Source organism: uncultured Porphyromonas sp., from assembly GCF_947254915.1.
Lineage (GTDB): Bacteria > Bacteroidota > Bacteroidia > Bacteroidales > Porphyromonadaceae > Porphyromonas.
In genome coordinates this window covers 24,619-50,448 of record NZ_CAMYEZ010000002.1, presented here as the reverse complement: position 1 = coordinate 50,448, position 25,830 = coordinate 24,619, and the positions used below count along the sequence as shown (strand labels likewise).

Below are 25,830 nucleotides of genomic sequence, written 5' to 3'. Positions count from 1 at the left end.
ATGGGTGGGGTTGCCGTGGGCTGGTACCAGGGTTGCTCGGCAGAGAGGGCGAGCCGGCGACGGGTGCGGTAGAAGTCGCGCACGGCTCGTAGTACGGCTGTGGCGTGTCGGGGCTGCCCCTTGAGGAGGAAGGTGAGGGCGGCGAGCAGGTCTAGCGGCAGGCGACAGAGGAGGATGCGCCTGCGGGCATGCCGTGTGGGGAGGTTCTTGTAGAGCATGCGGAGGTTGTTGCGAAAGTTGAGGTAGCTCTTCCTCGGGCTCCCCATCTCGAGCGTGGCTCCTCCGAGATGGTAGACGACGCTGTCGGGGGTGTAGCGGAGACGACCGCCTGCAAGCCAGAGCCGCCACGACAGATCAATCTCCTCCATGTGAGCGAAGAAGCTCTCGTCGAAGCCGCCTACCTGCCAAAACGCTTCGCTACTGACGAAGTAGCAGGCGCCTGTCGCCCAGAGTATCTCGCACTCCTCGTCATACTGCCCATGATCCAGCTCGACGGTGTCGAAGAGACGACCCCGACAGAAGGGATAACCCCAGCGATCTAGCTCACCACCAGCAGCGCCGGCGTACTCAAACGCTTCGGGCTGGCGGTCACTGCGTAGCTTGGGTTGTACGGCAGCGGAACCCTTCCTCAGCAAAGCTAGCGGACGGTCGCACCAGTGGGGTGAGACACGTACGTCGCTATTGAGGAGACAATAATAAGAGTAGTCGAGCTGGCGAAGCCCTCGGTTGTAGCCTCCTGCGAAGCCGTAGTTTTCGGATAGACGAACGAGCTTGACTTGCGGGAAAGCCTCCTGCAGGTAAGCGAGCGAGTCGTCTGTCGAACCGTTGTCTATGACCACGAGGTCGGCCTGCTCAGGCGGTGTGTGCGCCACGAGGGGCGGAATGTACTCCTCGAGGAGCTTGCGCCCGTTCCAGTTGAGGACGACGATGGCTAGGTCGGGACGGCTCATGGCTTGGTGGTGAAGGTTTGTCGCCGCACGCTCCAATGCGCTAGCTGTGCGGGGGTGATGGCTCCGACGAGCTCGGGGTCGTACGGCTGGGTGACGCGTATATAGTTGTCGGTGAAGCCCTCCATCATCTCGCCGTGGCGTGTTTCCTCCCAGAGAACGGGGCGGACGGAGCCAGCGAAGGGGGCGCAGAAAGCGTTGTGCCGTTCGCTGGAGAGAGCGAGGAGCTCTTTCGTGCGGAGCTTCTTTTCGGTTGTGGGTACAGCGGGCTTGATCTCTAGAGCTTTGGTGCCTTTGCGCTCGCTATAGGGGAAGACGTGCAGCTGGCTCCACGGTTGCGTTTTGAGGAAAGCCAAGGTCTCGGTATGATGCTCGGGCAGTTCGCCTCGCATGCCTGCAATGACATCAATACCGACGAAAGCATCGGGGATCAGCTCGTAGATGAGCTTGAGCCGCTCGGCAAAGAGCGCCGTGTCGTAGTGCCGCCGCATCAGGCGTAGCACGTGGTCGGAGCCAGACTGAAGGGGGATGTGGAAGTGTGGCATGAACTGCGCTGTCTCAGCGACGAACTGAATGATCTCTGGGGTCAGCAGCTCTGGCTCGATGGAGCCGATGCGGTAGCGGGCGATGCCTGCGACTTGCGTCAGTTGGTGGAGTAGCTCTAGGAGCGTTTCGCCTGTGGAGCGTCCGAAGTCGCCGATGTTGACACCGGTCAAGATGATTTCCCTGCCACCTAGCTCAGCGACACGCTCCGCCTGCGCCACCAGTGAGGCGATGGATCCGTTGCGGCTGACGCCACGTGCGGCGGGTATGGTGCAGTAGGTGCAGTAGTAGTTGCAGCCGTCCTGCACCTTGAGGAAGTGGCGCGTGCGGTCGTCCGAAGAGACGCTCGACTCGAAGTGTTGTAGCTCTCGGCGGGCGGTGACGTGTGGCGTAGCTGCTTTCGGCTGGGTGCGCTTTTGGTAAAGCTCGGTGAGGAGCGCGACGATTTCGCTTTTGCGCCCTGACCCGACGACGAGGTCTACACCTGGCATCTGTGCGATCTGCTCGCCTTGTAGCTGGGCGTAGCAACCAGTCACGACGATGAGCGCCTCGGGGTACTCACGGTGCAGACGATTGATGAGACTGCGGCACTTTTTGTCCGCCGTGTCGGTCACCGAGCAACTGTTGACGATGCAGATGTCAGGGAGTACCTCCGTCGTGTGGTGGTGCTCGTCAGAGATGCGCTCCACGCCCACGGTCGCTAGCTGGCGAGCGATGGTCGAGGTCTCGGCATAGTTGAGGCGACAGCCTAGCGTGTAGAAGGCAGCTCGCTTGCCAACGAGTGGATGGAGTCGGGGAGTGATCATAGCGAGTAGAGTAAAACGCCAGCAATGCCCGCCAGGATTATGAGCAGGATCGGGTGAACCCACTTCTTGTACAGAACGAGTCCCGTCACGGCAAAGATGAGGAAGCTGCGGTAGTCGATGAAGTTCTCCGTGACGATGACATTGTCCACCGTGATCGGCGTACCAGCGGGGAGCGTGAGGAGCGTCCAAAGCCCTGGCTGTATCATCAGCATCAGAGCGGCGGCTGCAATGAGTCCGACACTGGCGGGGCGTATGCCGAGGAAGGCGGCATCGACGTAGCGATTGCTCCTAAAAGCTTGGAAGCTTCGGGAGATAATGAGGCAGAGAATGAAGGAGGGAAGCATTACGGCGGTGGTTGCGAGGAGCGAGCCGAGGATGCTGCCACCCGTGACGGAGTAGCCGATGTAGGTAGCGCTGTTGATCCCAATGGGTCCTGGGGTTACTTGGCTGACGGCTACGATGTCGGTGAACTGCTGATTCGTGAGCCAGCCATACTTGTAGACCACTTCGTTTTGGATTAGCGAAAGCATCGCATAGCCCCCACCGAAGCCGAAGATTCCGATCTGAATGTAGACCCAAAAGAGCTGTAAGTAGATCATTGCCTTGCCGTCCTAGTTCCTTCTCATGACACTATAGATGATCCCTCCGAGGGCAGAGCCGAGGATAATCCAGACGGGCGAGACGCCCATGAGCCAGACCAGTAGAGCGGATAGGATCGGTATCCAGACCATCCGCCAGGTGCCTTTCATCGCCCGCCACGTGGTGATGACAGGGATCGCAATCATCGCCACAACTGCGGGACGTATGCCGTACATGACCCGCTGTACCCAGACGTTGTCATTGACCTCTTGGTAAAACATCGCCAAGAGCAGGATGATGATAAAGGAGGGCAAGGTCGCACCAATAGCACAAGTCACCGCTCCGAGATAGCCTTTCAGCCGATAACCGATGAAGATCGACATATTGACCGCAAAGACCCCTGGTAGCGACTGCGACACGGCAAAGAGGTCGATAAACTCCTCGTCGGTCATCCAGTGGTTCTTCTCCACGACGTCATGCTGTATGAGCGAAAGCATAGCGTAGCCTCCCCCGAAGGTAAAGCCCCCGATGCGAACGAATGTGATGAAGAGTCTCCAGAGCATCCTATCCTGTCTCGTCTATAGTCGATTACGTCGTGCGAAGTAGAGGACGAAGAGCAAGTTGAGCACGAGCAAGCCACCGCCTCCGAGGAGGACGTAGAGCTTGGCTCCATCAGCGACGGATAGTGCTACGATCATCCCTACGATGACGAGGAGCATCAGGACGAAGAGTGTCTTATCGAGCCAGTTGAGTGGCTTCTTTTTATTGCGTTTCATAGAGGTTAGCGGTTAGAAGAGTGAGAGCTTGACGTACTTCTTGGGGTTTGCCTTGATGTCTCGGATTAGCGCATCAAGACTAGTCGTGACGCTGTCGATGCGGTTGTAGAGTCCGTCCTCGTTGAGGAGCCTGCCCACGGTACCGTTGGACTGGTTGAGTCGCTGGGTGAAGCTTTTGAGCTCACGAGAGGTGCTCTCTAGATTATTTATCGTCTCCTGCAGGCGTAGCGAGTCAAGCCTAGAGGCAAAGTTCTCCACATTTGCTGAGGTGTGGTCAATGCGCTCCATAATGGTGGGGAGCGAACGAAGCGACTGCTGTAGCTGCGCTGACGAAGCGTTGATATGCTGTGCCGACTGACGCACATCGGCGAGCGTCGGCTCTATGTTTGGATTAGAGAGGATCGTGTTGGCTTGTAGCAAGACGCTATCCATACGGCTAAGGGTGGCAGAGATACGCGGTACGAACTCGCTCTGTAGTTGCTCTAAGCTCACTGCCGATCGCTCAGTGGACATCGGGATGGTGTCTTTTGCATTAATGTAGGCACCCGTCTCTAGCTCTGGTAGTAACAAGTTGACGATAGCCCCGCTGAGAAGTGTCTGGGCGACCTGTACTGTGGTGCCTTGGGGTAGCTGTACCTTGGGATCCAGGGTGAGCGTGAGGACAGCCTGACCATTGTGTGCGTAGTCATACTCAATCTTGCGTACGGAGCCCACCTTGTAGCCATTGACGAAGACCCGCGTAGCCACGTTGACCCCCGTCACATCGTTCATAGCGACATAGTAAGTCTTAGAACGAGCTGAGATGGAGAGTCCCTTGAGGTAAGTAATCCCTAGGTATAGTATGAGTATCGCTAAGAGGGTGAAGAACCCTATCTTGACCGTCTGTCGTGTGAGTCTTTTCTGTGGCATAGTACTCTGAGTCTCTTAGTAAATCTCCTTATCTCTTACGCCCTTGCGGTAGCGTACGATGTAGCAGTCTGGATAGCGCTTGGCTAGTCGCTGCTGAGCTTGGCGCGCCTCGCTGAGAGAGTTGCACTGCTCAGCTGTGTAAATGTAAAGCTTGCCACGCTGCTCCCGCTGTACATCGGTCACATTGCGAAAGTAAGGGTCGCTCGTCTCTAGCGGTTGGCGAGAGGAGGCTATCTGTATGCGGTAGTACTCCTCACTGTCTGAGGACGTGGTACTTTGCTGTGCTGTAGACCCCTCGTCAGGTGCTGACTCGGTAGTCTCCCTTTGGTTCTTTTGCTTCTTGGGACTGGTCGCACGGATATACTTTTTGTAGTATCGAGAGAAGCCGTCGGTGATGCCTTTGGCCAGTTGCTCACGTCCGCTCTGACTGACGAGGTAGTCCGACTCTGCCTTGTTTGTGATGAAGCCTAGCTCTATGAGGATGCTCGGCATGGCGGTCTCTCGTATTACGAGGAAGGGACCTTGCCGCACACTGCGATTGCCTCGTCCTAGCTTGACAAACGACTTCTGCACCTCGCTCGCTATATTGATGCTAGAGGTGAGGTGGACGTTTTGCATAAACTCAAAGATGATGTAGCTCTCCGTGCTGTTTGGGTCAAAGCCCTCGTACGTCTCCTTGTAGTCTTTCTCTAGGAGGATTACTTGGTTCTCTCGCTTGGAGACTGCTAGGTTATCATTAGCACGACGCAATCCCAGTACGTAGGTCTCTGTGCCAGAGGCACTAGGGCTCTGCGCTGAGTTGGTATGGATGCTGATGAAGAGGTCTGCTTTCTTCCTATTGGCAAAGTTGGCTCGCTCTCGTAGCCCAACGAAGACATCTGTTGATCGTGTCATATAGACCCTTATCTCGGGGTGAGCCTGCTCAATATACTTACGAGTCAGAAGTGCTACGGCTAGATTGATATCCTTCTCCTTGCGTCCGAAGGCGCAGGCACCAGCGTCATGCCCACCGTGACCAGGGTCGATCACGACTGTATAAGCTTTACGCTGTGCTAGCAAGCCCAGGGGGCAGACTATCGTGGCAAGAAGTATAGCGAGGGCGAGTTTGACCAAAGACTTCATGAGGTGGCAAATAACTACTGAGAGCAAAGGTAAGAAATATAGCGCAAAGCAGCAGAATCACTATCGACTCCTCATAGACTCTCGACCCACGGGATGCTATGTCTAGAGCTATAAAACAAAAAAGCCTCTCAGTAGTTACCGAGAGACCATCCGAAGTGTTGTATCACTATAAAGTGCTAGGCGATCGTTCGTGAGCCGCATGGGGCTCGAACCCATGACCCCAACATTAAAAGTGTTGTGCTCTACCAACTGAGCTAGCGGCTCGCCCTCACTCTGAGATTATAACGTATGTGCTAATCTCTCTTTGGGCTAAAACGTGGTGCAAAGGTACGAAAAATATAGATACGGCAACAATCCTCCTCATGCGGAGCAGGGCTGACGCATTATAATCTTGCTACTCCACGAACTATGCTTGACAATAAGTCTGGAATATGAGGATTGAGTTTGACTGTGTAGCGCTATAATTGCTGCTACATTTTCGCAAAGTCCGATATCTCCCGAGGAATTTCCCCAATAACTCACGAGAAAATGAAGATTCTCTACGGAGGGACGAAATAAAACTTCGGAAGAATGAAATGAAACTTCGGAAGAAAGATTTCAAAGTTCCGAAGAATTTTTCGTTTCCTCGCTGGATAATCCAGAATATCTACGGATGAATTTCCCGATTTCCTCCACCTTCCGGTTCCTTTCATAGAGGAGTAGATGTATAATGCGTCAGCCTAGATGCGGAGCAGGGCTGACGATAAAGCACCTCAAAATAGAAATTAGTCGCTGTTTTGACGGCAAGGCTTTTTTTAGTAGCTTTGTCACGTCGTAGTAACGATGACGTAATATGCGTAGGGTACTTTTGCATTGCGTCTTGGTAGAGGCGCACGAAGGGCTCCACGAGCTGTTGCTACGGCATCACATATTTCTAGTTAACCTGACACAACTAATCTATGGCAAATAGGACTTATCGTCTACTCTTCACACTAATGGCTCTCTCGTGGGGGCTACTCTTGACAGCGTCTTGCCAGCCGGCGGGTCGGCAGGGAGATGCGGAGCATCCTCAGGCGGATATCCATCAAACTTTCCTCGCCTCACAGCAGGACTACGACCTGCGTGTCGCTGGCACCGCTTGGGAGGCTGGCGACCAGATCGGTATCTATGTACGTCGCACGGCGCAGAATACCACTTGGTCGGCTGAGCAACTACTGCATAACAACCTGCACTACAAGACTACTCGTGGCGGAGGGCTTGCGACCTTCGACCCAGCTGATGAGCAGCAGAAGGTGCAGTGGGACTCTTCGATGAAGTATGACATCCTCGCTTACTACCCCTACAATGCTCAGACGCAGGAGGGCAAGATCGCTTACAGTGTCGCTAATCAGACTACGCTCAAGCCACTCCTTATCTCGGACAATCTCTCCGCCATTGCGTCCGATAATGCAAAGCAACTCGTCTTTCGTCAGGCACTCGCCTCGCTTCGCTTTGAGATGCGCAGTGAGGATGGAGGCTCTCTAGAGGGTGTCACGGTGCGCATCGTCGGTATGCCGACAACAGGTTCGCTGGATCTCTATAGTCGTCAGTGGCAGGTCAATGCTAGCTCTACGGGCGAGATCTCCGTGCCAGTCACCGTCTCGGGTGCTACCGCTAAGGCTACCGCTCTGATCCTACCTATCAAGACGACCACGAGCGAGATGAAGGTACTCTTCACGCTTCCCAACGGACGTACCTACACCTGGCCACTACGTGAGGGTCAGAGCCTCGTCATGGGACAGCAACGCACCCACACCATCACGCTCAAGGACACGGGCACGGGCAAGGTCGCAGAGGTTGGCCGATACTTAGAGCTACCCGCCAAGAAGAATATTCCCAACACGCTGGAGGTACAGCACAACCTCCCGAGCAATCCCTCGGCACGCAACTACTTCCTGCTATATAATACGAAGCTACACCTAGCTCACTATGTGGCTTATCCACTCTACAAGGACCTAACAGATAAAAAAGTTGATCGTACTAATGCTTGGGGCTATGATCCGAACATCTCTAAGGCGTATCAACCAAACTTGAAGAGGTCTTATGTAGAAGACTACTCAAAGGGGCACCAAATCCCTAGCGGGGATCGACTCTCCTCTCGGGCGGATAACGCCAGCACGTTCTACTATTCCAATATGGTACCCCAAAGGCAACCCCATAATGGTGGCATTTGGCAACAGCTAGAGACACATGTTCGCACGCTTGCTGGCGGTGTCGACACGCTCTATGTAGTGACAGGCGTAGGTTTTGACAATACAAACTATAAGTATGCTCATGACACAGAGGGTATGGCTTGCCCGATACCTGATTACTTCTATAAGGTAGTCGTATGGCGAGACAAGCAGCAGCGCTGGCACTCCAAGGCGTGGTGCATACCGCACGAGGGATATTCAGGCGGATATGACGACTACAAGACGACGCTCAAAAAGATGGAGGAGAAGACTGGCTTTGACTTCTTCCCTGCGCTCAACGATGTCAACGTACTTGATAACTAATCCGCAGCCGACCTACTATTATGAATAAGCTACTTACGACAATCTCTATACTACTCGCGACGCTACTCCTCGCTACCTCTTGTACCAAGGAGCAGTCTCGCTGCTCCACTTGCCCCGATGAAGACGGAGCGCAAGCTAAGGACTACATAGTCTTCAAGAGCAACATACGTCTTGGCGACAAGGAGGTGCGCGCCACGGACGAACGCTTTGACGTGAGCGACCAGATCGGTGTCTATGCGCGTGGAGCGGAGGAGCGCAATAACCTGCACTACCACGCCATCCCTGGGGGGCATATAGCGATCTTTCACCCTACGACGATGTCTGATCGCATCTATCCCAGCACTGTCAAGGAGCTTGACTTCTACGCTTACGCTCCGTACCGCACAGACGTTCAGAAGGGGATCATACACTTGAATCTGATCAAGGAGCCGATCGACCTCCTCTGGGCTCATCACCGTGAGGTGGCTCCTCGTGTAGAGAAGAAGGAGTACACGCTCCTCTTCGGGCACGTCCTTTCACGCATCGTCTTCACGCTGCAGGGACTCCCCGCAGGAGTGACACTACAATCAATGAAGCTACAAGGCATGGTCCTCGAGGGCGACTTTGACGTCCTCACGGGCGAACTACGCACACCGTATAGTTCGAAGGAGACCCTCCCGCTAGCGATTAGTGCAGACAAGCACTCCGCCTCGTCTCTCGTCCTCCCGAAGGATGTTGTAGACGCACAGCTACAGCTCACGCTCAGCAATGGGCGCACATACACCAAGGAGATCAAGCAGCTGGGCATCATCAGCAACAAGATCTACTACTATAATATCTCCCTCGATGGACAGGACAAGATCTCCATAGACCTTGTCAATGGACAAATCGTAGACTGGGAGGACGATGGCTCCGTGTCCAACATCGTTGCCACTCCCACCAAATAGCAAATAATCAATAAACACCTAAATAGAACAAGACATGAAGAAACTACTTGTCGGTGCACTAGCACTACTCGCACTCACTGCCTGCAACAAGGACAACAAAGGTGAGTGCCTACAGCAGGAGGCGATGCAGTTTGGGTCAAACATCCCAGCGCTCAACCTCCGTATGGCCGGCAATGCCTTCGAGGCAAACGATGCCATCGGCATCTCTATGACTGGTGACGCTACCGCTACCAACGTAGAGTACAAGACCACCGCAGGAGGCGCTACCGCCACCTTTGCACCCGCCGCTACTGGACTAACCTTTGCCGATGGGCAGACGGTCAACTTCGTTAGCTACTATCCTTATAGCGCTAGCGCTACGACCGATCTAGCTATCGACCTGACCAACAATCAGACCGACGTCCTCTACTCCAACAACCTGACGGGCATCAAGACCGCTAAGGCTACTAATGGAGCTAACCACGTACTGCAGTTTACGCACAAGCTAGCTCTCGTGAGCTTCACCATGACTGGTCTACCCGCTGGTACGACTATCACCTTAGCACAGCTAGAGGGCATCGTCACCACCAGCTCGATGAAGATTGCTGATGGTACGCTCACCAATGGCACGGCAACGGCTACGCAAAAACTACAGCTCGCTGCTGGCACCTTCGCACCAACGATCGTCATCCCTGCTACCAATGCTAATGCTAAGCTCGTCATCAAGCTGAGCGATGGCAAGAGCTACAGCTACACCTTCGCTAGCCTCGCTCTCCAGTCTGGCAAGAACCACAAGTTCAACGTCACCCTCGCATCTGGCGCCATCACAGTAGATCAGGTCAATGGTCAGATCTCTAACTGGGATGTCGTAGATGGTGGCAACGTAACCGTTACTCCCGACAACAATGGTGGTGGCTCGGAGCCAACCCCTCCAGTACCTCCTACGCCACAGCCTCAGCCTGGCAATGCTGAGTTACTCTTCCCAGGAGCTAACTTCGAGGACTTCGCTGCCTTCAAGGGTACGCTAAACAAATTCGGTCTGAAGAACTATGCAACTGAAGCTACTGGTGCTGGTCGCAACGGTAGTAAAGCTCTCCACATCAAGGGTACGCCTAAAGACAATGACTATGTCTTTACCGCTACAAATAAGGAGGGCAAAGACTTCAATGGCAAGACTAAGATCTCATTCTACATCAAGGGTACAGCTGCTGGTAAGAGCATCTCTTGCAATGTCTACACGGGAGGAAGGGCTTATAAGGCCTTTAATATAGGAGATGTCAACAATGCTGATGTCAACGTATCTGTAGCTGCAAACAATCAATACGCAGGTAGCATTACTGCCAACGATTGGGTTAAGGTCACGCTTGACATAACGGGCATCACTCCTGCCAAAACGGGCAATTTATTTGCCTTCAAGGTCGGTAAGGAAGTCGCTTGGGACCTCTACATCGATGACATTACGATCGAGTAGTCAGTCACACCAGCGAGCCTTCGTCGCCTAGCGCGAGAGGTAGCCCGCTAACGAATAAACGTAGGGACGTACGGCATTGCGCTGTATGTCCCTACGTTCGTTTTATCCCGAGGAAATCGGAAAGCGCCACGGAGCAAACGAACATTCCCCACGGAGCTGGGATATAAAAGTTCGGAAGAATGAAATGAAACTTCGGAAGAAAGACAGGGCTGACGCATTATCAGGGATGAGGTCATTGATGGCACTATCAAGGAAATTGAGCAATTCCTCGGTAGGAAATCGGAAATATCCAGCGAGGAAACGAAAAATTCATCGGAAGTTTCATTTCATTCTTCCGAAGTTTTATTTCATTCTTCCGAAGTTTTATTTCGTTCCTCCGTGGAGAATTCTCGTTTTCTCCCTGGAGATTTTCAATTTCCTCGGTAGAAATTGGAATCAACAGAGCTGTAAGAGTAGCTATAGAGTGGCTCTATACCGCTTTGTAGCGAGGATTTAGCCCTATATTCCTCGAAGATCATCAAAGAAGAGTGGATTATAATGCGTCAGTCCTGGTTAGACCACATTGCCACCTAGGTGAAAATGGATTTTTCATAGGGGAGAAAATCCATTTTCATAGGGAGGAAAATCCATTTTCATAGGGAGGAAAATCCATTTTCATAGGGGAGAAACTAGAGTTTCATCGGTGAGAAACTGTTCGTTTAGCGGGAATTTAACCGTCGTTCAGCGGTTAATTCGTATCTTAGCAACGCAGAGAGGGTTATCCTCAGCGCCACTTGTCACGTGACCACCGAGGCGCTAGCGCTGATCGGGAGTAGGGGAGTGGTGGTGTCGTTGCTTCCAAGTAATTTACTATCTATGAGTTATCTCAAGTTTGACCGTACAACACTTTCTAACCTAGACCGCTCGCTACAGCTGGAGCATATACGCTCGAACCGTGGGGGCGCCTTCAACTGTACGACCCTCGTGGGGTGCAACACGCGCAAGTATCACGGTCTGCTCGTGGTGCCGTTGCCTCACCTGAGCCGTCACAATCATGTCCTCCTCTCGTCGCTAGACGCTACGGTGATACAGCATGGAGCGGAGTTTAACCTCGGGGTGCATCTCTACGGTGATGGCACGGTCTATCCCAATGGGCACAAGTACATACGAGAGTACAACATAGACAAGATGCCCCGCACGATATACCGTGTGGGCGGGGTGCTCCTACAGCGGGAGTCGATCTTCTGCCACTACAAGAATCAGGTGATTATCAAGTTTACGCTCCTCGACAGCCACAGCGAGACCACGCTGCGGTTGCGCCCTGTGGTCGCCTTTAGGGATGTGATCCTCCTATCGCACGAGAACGATACCGCCGACACGACCGTCCACCCAGTCGGCACGACGGGCGTGCGCACCTGTCTCTATGAGGGTTATCCCGATCTATACATGCAGGTGGATGCTCCCTCGCATTGGGTCGATGAGGGCTACTGGATCAAGAATCTGCACTATCCTAAGGAGCAGATACGAGGGTACGAAAGCTGCGAAGACCTCTATTCGCCTGGCTACTTCGAGATGGATCTGCGCAATGGTGAGTCGGTCTACTTCACCGCACAGCTAGAGGAGGTGGACGTGACTACGTTGCCGGCGCTCTTTGACTCAGAGGTGGCGCATCGCAAGGCGCGGGTAGATCTGCAGAGCTGTCTGCGCAACGCTTGTAGCCAGTTTTACTACAAGCCAGAATCCAATAGACACTACATCCTCGCGGGCTTCCCCTGGTATGGGGTTCGAGCGAGGGACGAGATGGTCGCTTTGCCTGGTTGCTCGATCTATAGCGATCATCCGGAGCGCTTTCACAATGTGATGAGCACCTTCATACGGAGCAGTATCAACTTCATCCAGCAGATAGCGCTCCCACTAGATATGGAGGGAGTGCGCGACCCAGACGTGGGGCTCTGGGCGATACGTGCTATACAGCTCTTTCTCGCTGAGTATCCAGACGACAGCCACCGCACCTTCTACCTAGACTTCGTGGGGCGCATCATCGACTACTACCTGAGCGACCGCCATCCGATCCTGCGCATCGAGCCTAATGGACTGCTCTATGCCGAGGGGAGTGGCACGCCTCCAGTCACCTGGATGGACTCAACGATAGCGGGGCAAGCAGTCGTGCCACGACGGGGCTATCTGGTGGAGGTAAACGGCTTGTGGTACAATGCGCTCTGCTTCTACCGTGAGGCTCGTGGCGTGGGCTTTCCCGAGGAGCTTGCGAGCGTGATCGAGCGCCTAGAGCCAGCCTTCGAGCAGACCTTTGTCAATCCCTATGGCTACCTATATGACTACGTGACCAAGGAGGGGTATCGTGAGCGGGCTGTCCGTCCTGATATGCTGATAGCTATCTCGCTGCCGTTCTGCCCGCTGAGTCGTGCTAAGCAGCGACAAGTGCTAGGGATCGTAACCTCTGAGCTACTCACGCCAAAGGGTATTCGCTCGCTGAGCCCCCGCAGTGAGGGTTATGTGGAGCAGTGCAGCGGGCTTCAGGAGCAGCGGGAGCATGCTTACTACAATGGCTCCGCTTGGCCGTGGCTACTGGGTGCCTACACGGATGCCTATCTGAAGATCAATGGGCGTAGCGGTGTGACTCACCTGGCGCGCCTGCTCGGGGATATACAGGATGAGCTACAGCATCACGGTATCTCGACACTGAGCGAACTGTACGATGGCAACCCGCCCTACGATAGTCACGGCGGTATCTCCTTTGCGATGAGCTGTGCGGAGGTCTTGCGCGCCTTGGTGACCCTGGAGCGGTACAACAGCGAGGAGACCCCTCTGGCTAACTACCTATACTATACAACCAGCAACGAAGAGCGTCCTACAAGATGAGAGTATTGATGTACGGGTGGGAGTTTCCCCCACACATTTTAGGCGGGCTAGGCACGGCTAGCTACGGCTTGACCAATGGTATGGCCGAGCAGAGCGATATGGATATAACCTTTGTCGTGCCTAAGCTGTATGGCGATGAGGACACTTCGCACATTACGCTGGTTGGCGCTGACCGCACGCCGATCGTTTACCATGATCATAGTGCCGAGTACCTGCGCTCACGGCTACACAATGAGGCGGAGGTGAGCTTTTATCAAGCTGCGAGAGAGCATATTTACGATGACTTCCGCTATCGCTGTCCCAATGACTTGGGCTGTCTGGAGTTTAGCGGAGCTTACCCAGACAACCTGCTGGAGGAGATCAACAATTACTCGATTGTGGCGGGCGTCATAGCGCGGACGGTGCCGTGCGACATCATTCACTCGCACGACTGGCTCACCTACCCAGCGGGGATCCATACGAAGATGGTGACGGGGCGGCCACTGGTGATCCATGTGCATGCGACCGACTTCGACCGCAGTCGTGGCAATGTCAATCCGCAGGTCTATGCGATCGAGCGGCAGGGAATGGACTACGCGGACGCTATCGTCTGTGTGAGCAACCTGACCCGACGAACTGTCATCGACAAGTATGGTCAGAGCCCTGACAAGGTTTTTACCGTCCACAATGCTGTCGAGCCGCTTAGTCCTGAGCTATTAGCGTTGCCCAATAAGCAGCATACGGGCGACAAGGTGATTACCTTCCTGGGGCGCATCACCATGCAAAAGGGACCTGAGTACTTCGTCGAGGCAGCCCACAAGGTGCTACAGCATACCGATGGGATCCGCTTTGTGATGGCGGGCAATGGCGATATGATGGACAAGATGATCGACCTCGTGGCTCGCAAACGTATAGCCGACCGCTTTCACTTCACGGGCTTCCTGCGAGGACAGCAGGTCTATGAGATGCTGCGCTCGAGTGATGTCTACGTGATGCCCTCGGTGTCGGAGCCTTTTGGCATCTCGCCACTAGAAGCTATGCAGTGTGGCGTGCCGAGCATTATCTCCAAGCAGAGTGGCTGTGCCGAGATCCTGCGCTACGCGATCAAGACTGACTACTGGGACGTGGACGCTATGGCCGACGCTATGCACGCCCTCGTCTCCTATCCGACGCTCCACGAGCATCTCAAGCAAAAGGGTATTGAGGAGGTCAACAATATCGTCTGGAGCAAAGCTGGACTGCGCCTCAGAGCTATCTATGACCGACTTGTATAACCCTTTGACAAACGACTTCTCCACCTTCCTATGATACAGATTATACTTCACTTCTACCTACACCAACCGTTTAGGCTCAAGAGCTACCCATTCTTCAATATCGGTAGCGACCACTACTATTACGACGACTTTGCCAATGAGGAGATACTGCGTCAAGTGGTAGACCGCTCCTATAGACCAGCCCTCGAACTGATCGAGCAATTGATTGAGGCGCATCCCGACTTTAGAGTTGCTCTCACGCTCTCAGGCTCGGTGCTCACGCAGATGGAGCTGTACACGCCGGACATGATCCAGCTACTCAAGCGACTGGTCAAGAGCGGGCGCATCGAGATACTTGGCGAACCGATCTCGCACGGGCTCTGCGGGCTGTATGATGAGGAGGAGTATGCGAACCAATTGCGCATGTACCGCACCCGTATCAGTTCGCTCCTTGGGGTCTCTCCCGTGACGCTCTCCAATCCTGAGCTAATCTACAGCGACCGCATCGCACAGATAGCCCACAGCCAAGGGTACAAAGCGATCGTCACCGAGGGCGCCAAGCACCTCCTAGCGTGGAAGAGTCCTAACTACCTGTACAACGCTACGACCGAGGGCATGGCTCTCCTGATGCGTCACGCAGAGCTCTCGGATGCGATCGCCCACGACTTCGCACGGTACGATAGTCCGCTCTATCCCTACACGACGGAGCGCTTCTTTGCGACGCTGGAGGCTGAGCAGGGCGACTATGCTTTGGTCTCTCTGCCACTGGAGACGCTTGGATCGGTATGGAGCCGTGAGACCGGCATCTTTGAGTTCCTCCGAGCTCTTCCCGAGCAGGGCTATAAGCGTGGCTTCACCTTTACCACACCCCAAGAGATTGCTACGCACTGCACCCCGCAGGACACGATCCAGGCGACCTATCCAGTGAGCCGTATGGGCGAAGAGCGAGACACCTCGCTATGGACGGGCAATGAGCTACAGCAATGTGTCATACAGAAGCTCGAGGAGTGGGGCGAGCGCATCCGTCTCTCACGAGACCAGCGACTACTGGAGGACTGGATCAACTTGCAGGGCTCCGATCACCTCTTTTACATGACCACTAAGTTGGGCGGGCCGGGGGCTTTCTCGCCATACGAGACGCCTTATGCCGCTTTTACCAACTATATGAACGTCCTGAGCGACTTCCTCCTCCGTGTCTCTGCCGAGTATCCCACCTCTATGGGCAATGAAGAGCTCAGCGCGCTCCTGCAGACGATCGAAAATCAAAACAAAAAGATAGCTCAGCTGGAAGCTCAGCTGGCTAAGTAAACCAAATCAACCCGACTGACTCCTTATATATATGACTGCAAACACGCCTCAGGCGACAGCACTGCTAAGTAACCTCTTTACCGCTCCTCAGACTCCGTACGGGAGCTTCCCCTTTGACCAGTTCTTTGATCTCTCCTCCGCCACTGCCACAGAGCAGACGATGGCGACCTTCCGCACAGCTATGCAGGAGGCGATCACGCTACATCGTGCAGAGATCGATGCAATCACGGCACAGCGTGAGCCAGCCACCTTTGACAATACGATTCGTCGCTTCGAGGAGAGTGGGGAGGCGCTGGAGGCGGTCACGGGAGCCTTTTACAATCTGCTCTCCGCTTACTCTTGTCCCGAGATGATGCAGCTCTCGGAGACTTTCTCGGACTGGCTCAGCAAGCTGTCGACGGATACGCTGCTCAACGAAGCGCTCTTCGCCCGCATTCGCTCCGTCTATGACCAGAGGGAGGAGCTGCACCTGGACGAGATAGACCTGCGCCTCCTGACCGAGAGCTACGAGGGCTTTGCGGACAACGGAGCTCTGCTCGTTGGTGCCGAGCGGGAGCGCTTTAGAGAGATCAATGAGCAGCTCAGTCAGTTGACCACACGCTTTGCGCAAAACAAACTTTGCGATGAGGAGTCCTGGACACTCTTCGTGCCTGCTGACGAAAGCGACCGCCTACGTGGCTTGCCTCAGCAGATCCTAGACGATGCTCGAGAGAAAGCACGCACTGTCTCCGAAGCGCATGGCGAGGGCTACCTCTTTGATCTGTCGGCTCCGCATGTGGGTGCCATCATGAAGCATTGTGCCGACAGAGAGCTACGCTACAAGATGTACTTAGGACGGGGTAGCGTGGGCAATCGTGACAACGAGCAGAACAATTGCCAGATCGTTCGTCAGATAGCTACGCTTCGTGGCGATCTGGCACGACTACTGGGACATCCCAACTATGCGACCTACCGCCTCAAGCATCGTATGTGCAACAGCCCCGAGCAGGTGGAGCAACTCCTCGACGACCTGACGAAGTATTACCGACAGACCGCCCTCGATGAGCTCGACGAGCTGGACCGTGAGGCGGGCTTCGAGCTAGAGTCGTGGGATCTCTCCTATTATATGGAGCGGCACAGCGAGCAGACCTTTGGGGTCAAGGAGGAGGAGCTACGTCCCTACTTCCCGCTCTCGCAGGTCATCTCGGGCGTCTTTGCCATTGCCACACGGCTCTACGGCATTACTTTCGCACCTGCTGAGGAGATCGCCGTCTACCATCCCGATGTGCGCCCTTACCAAGTGCTAGACCGTGACGGAGCGCATCTCGGACTGCTCTACCTCGACTTCTTCCCCCGCAAGGGCAAGCGCAGCGGTGCCTGGATGAACAACCTCCGGGAGTGGACGCCCACGCAGCGACCCCACATCCTCCTCGTGATGAACTTCACCCCGCCGACGGCTGGCAAGGAGGCAATGCTCACCCTCTCGGAGGTGCACACGCTCCTCCACGAGTTCGGTCACTCGCTCCACGGCTTGCTCACGCAGACACGCTACAGCTCCATGTCGGGGACCAATGTGGAGCGCGACTTTGTAGAGCTCCCCAGCCAGTTTATGGAAAACTATCTCCTCCAGCCCGAGGTGGTCACCGAGCTACTCTCTAAGCACTACCAGACGGGCGAACCGCTCCCCGCTAAGCTCCTCAACAAAGCGATCCAAGCGACTCAGTACCCCGTCGGTTACAGTACTATCCGACAGGTTATCTTTGGCAAGCTGGATATGGCTTACCACACTTTAGTCGAGGGCGAGAGCCTGCCCGACGACCTCTACACCTACGAGCGTGAGACCCTCCGAGGCACCACCCTGCGAGACAGAAAGCGTGACCCACAGCATCCGAAGCATATCGTCGCCACCGCTTTCAGTCACATCTTCGCGGGAGGTTACGCTGCTGGTTACTACGGATATAAGTGGAGCGAGATGCTCGCCACGGACGCTTTTGAGCGCTTTAGTAAGGAGGGTATTTTCTCTCCGACGGTCGCCTCCGATTTCCGGCATCAGATCTTGGAGCGGGGTGACGAGCTTGACCCGATGGAGCTCTACGTACGGTTCCGAGGGCGCAAGCCTACGCTCGCTGCGATGCTCAAGCGCGACGGCATTACAGCTAACTAAAGGAGAGAAGCTATGCGCCTTCGCTGGATCTGGTTCGTACTCGTCTTAAGCTTGCTCAGCCGTTGGCCTGTCGTGGGGCAGTGGCAGGCGCATTTTGCCGATAGCGTGGCGCTCTCGCCAGCTGTGTGGCAGGGGACGCTGGACAAGTTTCGCTGTCATACCAGTAGAGGGTTACAACTATACGATGATAAGGCTAGAGGTATAACAAACTACGCTTACATCAAGACCAACGTCCCCCTCAGTAAGCAGATGACCTGGCATGGCAAGGTGCGACTGGACTACACTCCATCGACAGTATCCAATGTAAAGCTTCCGCTCTACTGCTACGAAGTTCTAGATGACGGAACTTCCAACTATGTGGTGCTTAAGATGGAGGATAACCAATACTTGCGTCTAGCTGAGTGTCGTCTTATACTACAGAAGAATGGTCGAGTAAATACCTCCTTGACCAGCGAAATCTTGACCTACGACTACTTTAACGAGATGCGCCAAGAGGGTGGGGTCATCGACTTTGTCCTGCAGTACAATCCGACAGCCGAGAGGCGTTGGTCTCTGTGGGTCAGGCATCGAGACAGCGACCCCTATAAGTTTGTGGGCAGTGCAGGTAGCACGACTCCGCTCTCTAGCAAGACCAAGAGCTACCCGCTCTTCTTCGCTTGCCAGTATAGCAAGTCCCGGTCGCAGCACAGTTCGCTGGAGTTCCTAGACATTTACCCTTCACTGGTCTCGCCTGACGAGCTACTCGGCGAGCGCAACGTGGTGCCTGCGAAAGACTTCTACAAGGCGTTCAACCAAAGAGACCCGCACACCGTCGAGGTGCTTTGCGCCGAACCTGCCGACCTCTCTACGGCGACCATTGCCGTGGCGCCTTCGTGGGGCAAGCTCACCACTTCTGCTGAGGGCAAGAGCATCTATATAAGGAGTGAGGCGGCGATTCCTGAGGGTGAGTATGCGGTCTCCCTACGAGGCGTACGCACTGCCAGCGGGCTTAAGGTGGAGAATGCGATCTACACGATAGCCGTCAACTATGACCAACCAAAGCCTCAGAGAGACCAATTTGCACTCACCTTTAGCGAGTTTATGGCTAATCCGCTAAAGGGTGCCTCCGAGTACCTTGAGCTACACAATCCCTCTGGTCAAACACTCGATGCGAGTGACTACTCGGTCGGTGTACAGCGACGAGGCAAGGTGTCCACGTGGTATCCGCTGAGTAGTCGCTCCTGTCCGATTCCAGCGGGCGGGTACCACGCCTTCACCACTTCGGTAGAGGGGATTACCGCTTTCTATGAGGCGCCGCGTGATAGTCTGACTCAGAGTGCGAGCTTGCCACAGCTTGCCAATAAAGGTTTCACCATCGAGTTGCTCCGCCATGCCGACTCAACGGTCGTGGAGACCTTTCGCTATGATCCAGCCCTCCTGGGTAAACTGCGTAGTCAGCGTGGCGTAGCCCTCGAGCGATACATCTCACCCTCGGGCGACAAGAGCCAAGAGTTTTGGGGCGCTGCCATCCAGTCGGCACACTTCGCTACGCCTGGCCAGCGCAATAGCATTCGCCCCTCGGGCGGTTCGCCTAGTGACACGACCCACACCAGCGCTCTGCTGCCGCTCTACATTACCGAGATTATGGCTCGTCCTACGGTCGACGGCTCCGAGTACATCGAGCTCTACAACCCCAACGACACCACGGTCAATACTGACCACCTCGGACTGGTCATCGCACGCTCTGGTCACCCCTCCAAGGTTTATCCGCTTCCGCCACACCCCATGGGCGGCATCCCCCCGCAGGGCTATCTGGCGCTCACACCTAGCACGCATCCGCTGGAGCGACTTTACTATGCGAAGCCTGACAGTCTGCTTCTCTTCCCCGAGATGCCTCAGCTCCCTGACAGCGAGTGCGCTATACGGCTCGTTCAGTTGGCAAATGATAGCATCGTTGAGGAGGTTTACTACGATATTAACACCTTCCCAAAAGCACTGCAAAAGGTCAAAGGCGTAGCTCAGGAACGCATCATACCAGACAAGCAATCGCAAGACTTGAGCAACTGGACGGCTGCCGAGGCGTGGGCTAACTACGGGACGCCTGGTCGGCAAAACAGTGTCTACGGGCGCTCCTCCGCTTCTGGCGAAAGCCTTGACCTGCCGAAGCAACGTACGCTCCTATCTCTACCTCAGCTTGCCCGACTGGTGCTGCAGGAGATATCAGACGGTGAGACCACCTGCACAGCAACGCTATACGCCGTGGCGGGCTATCCGCTTGCTCAGTATGACCACGCCAGCACGGAGATCCTCTGCCGAGCCATCGTAGAGCGACAGAGCCTGGCGGAGCTTTTGCCCGCAACCTACGCTATGCGCGCCCTCCTCCTCGTGGAGCTACGGCACCCCGACCGCAAGCGCACCTATCCACTCGTCAGCATCATCGTCCATTGAGATTTGCGGAGTTAGGTGACGGCGAAAGGCAGGAACCATCGCTCAATACGTATGTCACTACACGGGGGTACTCGTCCGATGGCTCCGATAGCTCCGACGCACACCGATGACACCAACACCATACCCTCAAGGAAATCATCCATTACCTCGCTAGGAATTTTTAATCCTTCACGGAGGAATGAAAAAATTCTTCGGACTTATGATTTCATTCTTCCGAAGTTTCATTTCATTCTTCTGAACTTTTATTTCGCCCCTCGGTGGAGAATTTTTGTTTGCTCGCTGGAGCTTTTCGATTTCTTCGGGAGAAATCGAAATTAACGGAGATGTAGGCGAAGTCTGCTCAAGGGGGACACTCTCGACTTTAGTACTTTAGCGCAAAGATCTGCGTTAGGAGGTCTAGGTAGATGGTGCGTGCCGAGGCATTGACCCCATGGGCACCCTTGGCGTCACCGTCGGCACGTCGTATGGCGGAGATGATGTTGAGCGTTTGCTGCTTGGAGTAGAGACGCATGGCCGACTGGTACATTCGAGCCATTGACTCATACTTCAGGTTGAGCGCCTCCTGTATATTTTTCTGACTGTTGGACGGGAGGTAGTGCGCTACCATCAGATTGGCAAAGAAGCCGTAGAGCGAAGCAATGATCTGGGGAACGGGGTATCGCTTTTCGTCCTCCGCCATGGAGAGTGCTATCTGTAGCGCCTCGTCATCTCGGCGCCGCTGCACCGCATTGAGCAGGTCGTAGGGCCCGTACTTACGTGACTTGCTCACCACCTGCTGCACCATGGCACGAGAGACGAGTCCGCCAGCGCCCTTGGCAGGTATGGAGAGCTTTTGCAGCTCCGAGTAGAGCGTCTCTAGATCGTATCCGACACGCTCGATCAGCGTTGAGATCGCTTGCGGAGCCAACTCCAAGTCTAGCCCCTTAGCCATCTGAATCATCGCCTCTCTTAGTTCGTTGTCACGCCTGACGGGTGCCGACTCGATGAGCGCCACCTGCGACTTGAGCGCCTGCGCATTCTTCTTGGCAGTTGCGGGGAGCGCGTCGTGGTATAATATAAGGAGTGTGGTGCCCTCGGCAAAAGTCGTCGCATCGCGTATCAGCTCAGCAATGCCATACGGCTTCTTGAGGACGGAGCTCTTCTTGAGATCCTGCGCATCACGCAAGACGATCAGACGCTTTGGGGCAAACATGGAGAAGGTCTGCGCCTGCTGAAGGACCTCGGGAGCGGTCGTCTCGGAGCCGAAGTAGACGACGAGCTGGGTCGTGCGCTCCTCCTTAGGGATATAGTTCTCGACGACCAGTTCCTCTAGGCGATTGATATAGTAGCTCTCCTCTCCGTAGCCAAGCACGAGAGGTGGGAGCGGTTGCCCCGACCGGATCTGGTCACTAATCTGTACGAGTTCAGTCATAGCGGTTTGGAGTCTCTATTACCAGTCAAAGACAATGCTCTTCATCTCCTCGGGAGATTGGAGGAGGCTCTCGACGGTGCGGATGCCGAGCTGGAGATGCTGCTCGGCGAAGTGTGCCGTCACGTAGCTATCGCTCTCGTCGCTCTTGACCCCCTCGGGTGTCATCGGCATATCGCTCACCATCAGGAGAGCGCCCGTCGGGATGCGGTTCGCATAGCCCACCGTAAAGAGCGTAGCCGTCTCCATATCTATCGCGTCCGCATGGGTCGTGCGAAGGTACTCCTTGAAGTGCTCGTCATGCTCCCAGAGCCGTCTATTCGTCGTGTAGACCGTCCCTGGCGCATACGATATGCCCGCCTCAAGGAGCGCATTGCTACAAGCTTTGAGCACATTAAAGGAAGGGAGCGACGGCACCTCACGAGGCATATAGTCATCGCTCGTCCCCTCGCCACGTATCGCCGCAATCGGGAGGACGTAGTCCCCGAGCGTCAGCTGCGACTTGAGCCCGCCACACTTACCGAGGAAGACCACCGCCCGTGGCTCAATGGCCGAGAGCAGATCCATGATCGTCGCCGCATTCGGACTCCCCATGCCAATGTGTATCATCGTCATCTCCGCATTGCCACAGTTTGGCATCGAGGCGCTCTCGCCTAGGATCGGCTCGCCGATCTTCTTGGCAAAAGCTTGCAGGTAGCTCGTGAAGTTGGTTAGGAGTATGTGTGGTGCAAACTCCGAGAGGCTCCGTGTGGTGTACCTCGTTAACCAATTGGTAGCAATCTCTTTCTTTGTTTTCATTGGTGGAAATGGTAACTTTGCACCGTCTAATAGTAGCAGTGCGAAGCAAAGTTAATGAAACCCCTCCACTTACCCTCTTATCCTGCTCTCATTGAGGAGCAGTCAGGGCGTTCGGTCATATACGACGTTTACCGTCAGAGTATGGTTGCGCTAACCCCTGAGGAGTGGGTGCGTCAGCATTTCTTGCACTATCTCTCGGATCATCTAGGCTACCCGCGTCTCTCCATACAGGTGGAGAGCCTTGTCGCCAGCTCCATACGTCAAGACCGCTTTGACGCAATGATCTACGGTCCTGGTGGACGAGTCCTCGCTCTCATCGAGTGCAAGGCGCCCGAAGTGTCGCTCTCTCAGGAGACGGTCAACCAGATCTCTCGCTACAATGCGCACTACCACGCACCCCTCCTGATGATGACCAACGGGCTCTCCCACCTCGTCCTGCAGATAGACTACGCCACCGCCACGGCAAAACCGCTCGCCGAGATACCCTCCTACCAGCGAGCCCTCGACATACTCCAAACCTCAAATCTCTAAAGTCTAAAGTCTCATGCCATACTTACTAGAAGCAGAGCATATCGTCAAGCGCTACAAGAACCACCTCGCCCTCGACGATGTCTCCATACAGGTACAGCCCAACAGCGTCTTCGGACTCCTCGGTCCCAACGGAGCTGGCAAGAGTACCCTCATCAAGATCATCAACAAAATCCTCCTCGCCGACAGCGGTACCGTACTGCTCAACGGCAAGGAGATGACTTACGAAGATATACGCCATATCGGCTACCTGCCCGAGGAGCGTGGGCTCTATAAGAAGATGAAGGTCGGCGACCAAGCCATCTACCTCGCTCGTCTGCACGGACTCTCCCGACAGGAGGCGCAGCAGGAGCTGAAGCACTGGTTTGAGAAGTTTGACATCATGCCCTGGTGGCGCCGTAAGGTTGAGGAGCTGTCTAAGGGAATGCAGCAGAAGGTCCAGTTCATCTGCACCGTCATTCACCGTCCCAAGCTACTCATCTTCGACGAACCCTTTAGTGGTTTTGATCCTGTCAATGCCGAGCTCCTCAAGCGTGAGATCCTAGAGCTACGAGACAACGGCTGTGCCGTCATCTTCTCCACGCACAACATGCAGTCCGTTGAGGAGATCTGCGACGACATCGCCCTCATCAACCAAAGCAAGGTAGTGCTACGTGGCAACGTGACCGAAGTCAAGCGAAGCCACTTTGAGGGCATAGCTTCGCTACTTATATCAGGCGAAGGGTATCGGCCTGACTGGGTTGAGCCTTTGACCCAGCAACAGATTGAGCTACTCGAGATCAAGCGTGAGGGACACGATATGCGCGTTCGCCTCAAAGACCCGCAGCAGCGTGACGTACGTGCTCTCGCTGAGCTGGTACCCACCGACCTGCACCTCCTAGAGGTAGCGCAGGAGATACCCTCTATGCAAGACATCTTCATCCGTACCACCACGGCTCAGCCCGCTGAGCCCACCTTTTAATAAGCCCCACTCTTATGAACAAGAAATCACCCTCCAAGCTCTCCATACTCATCGAGCGAGAATATATGGTGCGTGTCAAGAAGAAGTCCTTCATCGTCACCACCCTCCTCGTCCCGATTATCCTATTTGCGATCTTCTTTATCGTTATCTACATCAGTATGAGTTCGCTCAGTGACGAGCGTGTCGCCGTCATTGACGAGACGGGACTCTATAGCGATGTGTTGGTTGATGACGAATACTACACCTTCATCCCAAGCTCCGAGCCTCTTGAGGCTTATACTGACAAGGCAAAGCTCGAGGAGGAGGGAATCACAGCGGTTCTCTATATAAAAGACACGCTGATGAACAATCCCAACGGCTGGAGCCTTTACTCCTACAAGAAGCTCCCCAGTGGCATCGTCAGCTACATCGAAGATGCTTTTACCGAGCGGCTCAAAGAGCAACGCATCGCTCAGTACGATATAGAGGGACTGCCCGAAATAATCAAAGATGTAGAGACCACCATCTCCGTACCCACCTATCAGTGGGATGCCAAGGGCGAGGAGGCTAAGTCTAGTGGCTCGCTAGCTGGTATCATCGGTATGATTCTCTCCGTGATCATCCTCAGCTTTATGTCCAACTATGCGGGGCAGGTGATGAGTAGCGTCTTAGAGGAAAAGAAGAACCGCATCATAGAGGTCATCGTCAGCACCGTACGACCTATTGATATGATGATCTCAAAGATTATTGGAGCGTTCCTCGTTGGACTGACACAGGTCGCTATATGGCTGGTCTTCGGAGGGATTATCTTTGTCGTTGGTTCTTTGGTCGCCGTGGGTGGCATCTACGACCTCTCGGCACTCTCGCAGCTAGACCCCGCACAGATGGGAGGTCTCGCTGGCGGTATGAGTATGGACTCCGTCACCGAGATGCAGTCCAGCCTAGAGGTGCTACAGAGTATCAACTTCGCACAGCTCATCATCATGCTCCTCGTTTACTTCATCGGGGGGTACCTCCTCTACGCTTCGCTCTTTGCAGCGATCGGGTCGAGTGTCTCAAGCGACGAAGACGCTAGCCAGTTTATGATGCCGTTTCTCCTGGTTATGATGCTCGGCTTCTACATTGCTATGGGTAGTATGGACAATCCCGACGGCACGATGGCCTTCTGGGGCAGTATCGTCCCCTTCTCCTCGCCCTTCGTGATGATGGTTCGACTACCCTATGGGGTCACCACGTGGGAGCTCATCCTCAGCATCTCACTCCTGTACCTCACAGCCTTTGGCATCGTCTGGCTAGCCGCACGTATCTACCGTGTCGGCATCCTCTTCACGGGCAAGAAACCCTCCCTGCGTGACCTATGGAGCTGGCTCCGCATCTAGTATGTAGCCGAAGCTGTCAAGTAACATATAGCAGTAGTCATCACACCGCTTTGTAGGAGCGGTGTGATGAAAAAGCGAGAGGGGTGCTACCATCACGGTAACACCCCTCCCTATCACATACACTAAACAAATTAATGTCTCTTCAATTCGTCGCTATCGGTTTAGACGAAGTGTACTCTTTGCGGAGTGTCTTATCGTCTGTCGCTAGAGGTGGACGAATTGAGTTATCTCTTCAGA

At 54.7% G+C, this 25,830-nt stretch carries 20 protein-coding genes and 1 tRNA gene; 11 read left to right on the top strand and 10 right to left on the bottom strand.

Annotation, left to right across the window (positions count from 1 at the left end; genetic code table 11):
• The 8 genes from Q0X57_RS00380 to Q0X57_RS00345 all read right to left on the bottom strand — a co-directional run.
• Positions 1–950: glycosyltransferase family 2 protein (locus tag Q0X57_RS00380; RefSeq protein WP_297726004.1), on the bottom strand; the 950-nt coding region annotated here is incomplete at its 3' end.
• A complete protein-coding gene (gene mtaB, locus Q0X57_RS00375) occupies positions 947–2,296 on the bottom strand; it encodes a tRNA (N(6)-L-threonylcarbamoyladenosine(37)-C(2))-methylthiotransferase MtaB (protein WP_297726001.1) in 1,350 nt (449 codons plus the stop codon). The genes Q0X57_RS00380 and mtaB, both read right to left, overlap by 4 nt.
• A complete protein-coding gene (locus Q0X57_RS00370; protein WP_297725998.1) occupies positions 2,293–2,895 on the bottom strand; it encodes a chromate transporter in 603 nt (200 codons plus the stop codon). The genes mtaB and Q0X57_RS00370 overlap by 4 nt, the downstream gene beginning before the upstream one ends.
• A 12-nt stretch (positions 2,896–2,907) precedes the next feature.
• On the bottom strand, positions 2,908–3,438 hold the full coding sequence (locus Q0X57_RS00365) for a chromate transporter (protein ID WP_297725995.1): 531 nt from the start codon (positions 3,436–3,438) through the stop codon (positions 2,908–2,910).
• A gap of 15 nt (positions 3,439–3,453) precedes the next feature.
• Complete coding sequence (locus tag Q0X57_RS00360) at positions 3,454–3,651, bottom strand: hypothetical protein (protein ID WP_297725993.1); 198 nt, start codon at positions 3,649–3,651, stop codon at positions 3,454–3,456.
• Between the two features lie 12 nt (positions 3,652–3,663).
• Complete coding sequence (locus tag Q0X57_RS00355) at positions 3,664–4,560, bottom strand: MlaD family protein (protein WP_297725991.1); 897 nt, start codon at positions 4,558–4,560, stop codon at positions 3,664–3,666.
• A gap of 15 nt (positions 4,561–4,575) precedes the next feature.
• A complete protein-coding gene (locus Q0X57_RS00350; protein WP_297725988.1) occupies positions 4,576–5,682 on the bottom strand; it encodes an N-acetylmuramoyl-L-alanine amidase in 1,107 nt (368 codons plus the stop codon).
• A gap of 191 nt (positions 5,683–5,873) precedes the next feature.
• Positions 5,874–5,946 (bottom strand) — tRNA-Lys (locus Q0X57_RS00345).
• Positions 5,947–6,620: 674 nt separating this feature from the next.
• Between Q0X57_RS00345 and Q0X57_RS00340 the strand changes: the two genes are divergently transcribed.
• The 8 genes from Q0X57_RS00340 to Q0X57_RS00305 all read left to right on the top strand — a co-directional run bounded on the left by Q0X57_RS00340 (position 6,621) and on the right by Q0X57_RS00305 (position 20,540).
• A complete protein-coding gene (locus tag Q0X57_RS00340) occupies positions 6,621–8,195 on the top strand; it encodes a DNA/RNA non-specific endonuclease (RefSeq protein WP_297725985.1) in 1,575 nt (524 codons plus the stop codon).
• Positions 8,196–8,215: 20 nt separating this feature from the next.
• Positions 8,216–9,121 carry a fimbrillin family protein gene (locus tag Q0X57_RS00335; protein ID WP_297725983.1) on the top strand — a complete coding sequence of 302 codons (906 nt, stop codon included), beginning with the start codon at positions 8,216–8,218 and terminating at the stop codon, positions 9,119–9,121.
• Positions 9,122–9,155: 34 nt separating this feature from the next.
• The gene (locus tag Q0X57_RS00330; protein WP_297725981.1) at positions 9,156–10,571 is read left to right on the top strand and encodes a fimbrillin family protein; all 1,416 of its coding nucleotides are present in this window, start codon (positions 9,156–9,158) and stop codon (positions 10,569–10,571) included.
• A gap of 855 nt (positions 10,572–11,426) precedes the next feature.
• The gene (locus Q0X57_RS00325) at positions 11,427–13,430 is read left to right on the top strand and encodes a glycogen debranching enzyme N-terminal domain-containing protein (protein WP_297725978.1); all 2,004 of its coding nucleotides are present in this window, start codon (positions 11,427–11,429) and stop codon (positions 13,428–13,430) included.
• The gene (locus Q0X57_RS00320; protein ID WP_297725975.1) at positions 13,427–14,683 is read left to right on the top strand and encodes a glycosyltransferase family 4 protein; all 1,257 of its coding nucleotides are present in this window, start codon (positions 13,427–13,429) and stop codon (positions 14,681–14,683) included. The genes Q0X57_RS00325 and Q0X57_RS00320 overlap by 4 nt, the downstream gene beginning before the upstream one ends.
• Positions 14,684–14,713: 30 nt before the next feature.
• On the top strand, positions 14,714–15,970 hold the full coding sequence (locus tag Q0X57_RS00315; RefSeq protein WP_297725972.1) for a glycoside hydrolase family 57 protein: 1,257 nt from the start codon (positions 14,714–14,716) through the stop codon (positions 15,968–15,970).
• Between the two features lie 31 nt (positions 15,971–16,001).
• Positions 16,002–18,113, top strand: coding sequence for a M3 family metallopeptidase (locus Q0X57_RS00310; protein ID WP_297725969.1), 2,112 nt, complete (start codon positions 16,002–16,004; stop codon positions 18,111–18,113).
• A 12-nt stretch (positions 18,114–18,125) separates the two neighbouring features.
• Positions 18,126–20,540: a lamin tail domain-containing protein gene (locus Q0X57_RS00305; protein ID WP_297725967.1), complete on the top strand. Its 2,415-nt coding sequence runs from the start codon at positions 18,126–18,128 to the stop codon at positions 20,538–20,540.
• Between the two features lie 361 nt (positions 20,541–20,901).
• Here Q0X57_RS00305 and holA read toward each other — a convergent pair whose 3' ends face one another.
• Positions 20,902–21,951, bottom strand: a complete 1,050-nt coding sequence (holA, locus tag Q0X57_RS00300; RefSeq protein WP_297725965.1) for a DNA polymerase III subunit delta — start codon at positions 21,949–21,951, stop codon at positions 20,902–20,904.
• 18 nt (positions 21,952–21,969) lie between these two features.
• Positions 21,970–22,746 (bottom strand): AMP nucleosidase, encoded by a 777-nt coding sequence (locus tag Q0X57_RS00295; protein ID WP_004330326.1) that lies wholly within the window; start codon positions 22,744–22,746, stop codon positions 21,970–21,972.
• A 54-nt stretch (positions 22,747–22,800) separates the two neighbouring features.
• On the opposite strand from Q0X57_RS00295, the gene Q0X57_RS00290 reads away from it, so the two are divergent.
• The 3 genes from Q0X57_RS00290 to Q0X57_RS00280 are packed head-to-tail and all read left to right on the top strand — an operon-like array spanning position 22,801 to position 25,593.
• Positions 22,801–23,277 carry a type I restriction enzyme HsdR N-terminal domain-containing protein gene (locus Q0X57_RS00290; RefSeq protein WP_297725959.1) on the top strand — a complete coding sequence of 159 codons (477 nt, stop codon included), beginning with the start codon at positions 22,801–22,803 and terminating at the stop codon, positions 23,275–23,277.
• Positions 23,278–23,290: 13 nt separating this feature from the next.
• Positions 23,291–24,235, top strand: a complete 945-nt coding sequence (locus tag Q0X57_RS00285; RefSeq protein ID WP_297725957.1) for an ATP-binding cassette domain-containing protein — start codon at positions 23,291–23,293, stop codon at positions 24,233–24,235.
• Between the two features lie 14 nt (positions 24,236–24,249).
• Complete coding sequence (locus tag Q0X57_RS00280; RefSeq protein WP_297725954.1) at positions 24,250–25,593, top strand: ABC transporter permease; 1,344 nt, start codon at positions 24,250–24,252, stop codon at positions 25,591–25,593.
• Positions 25,594–25,830 lie beyond the last annotated feature (237 nt).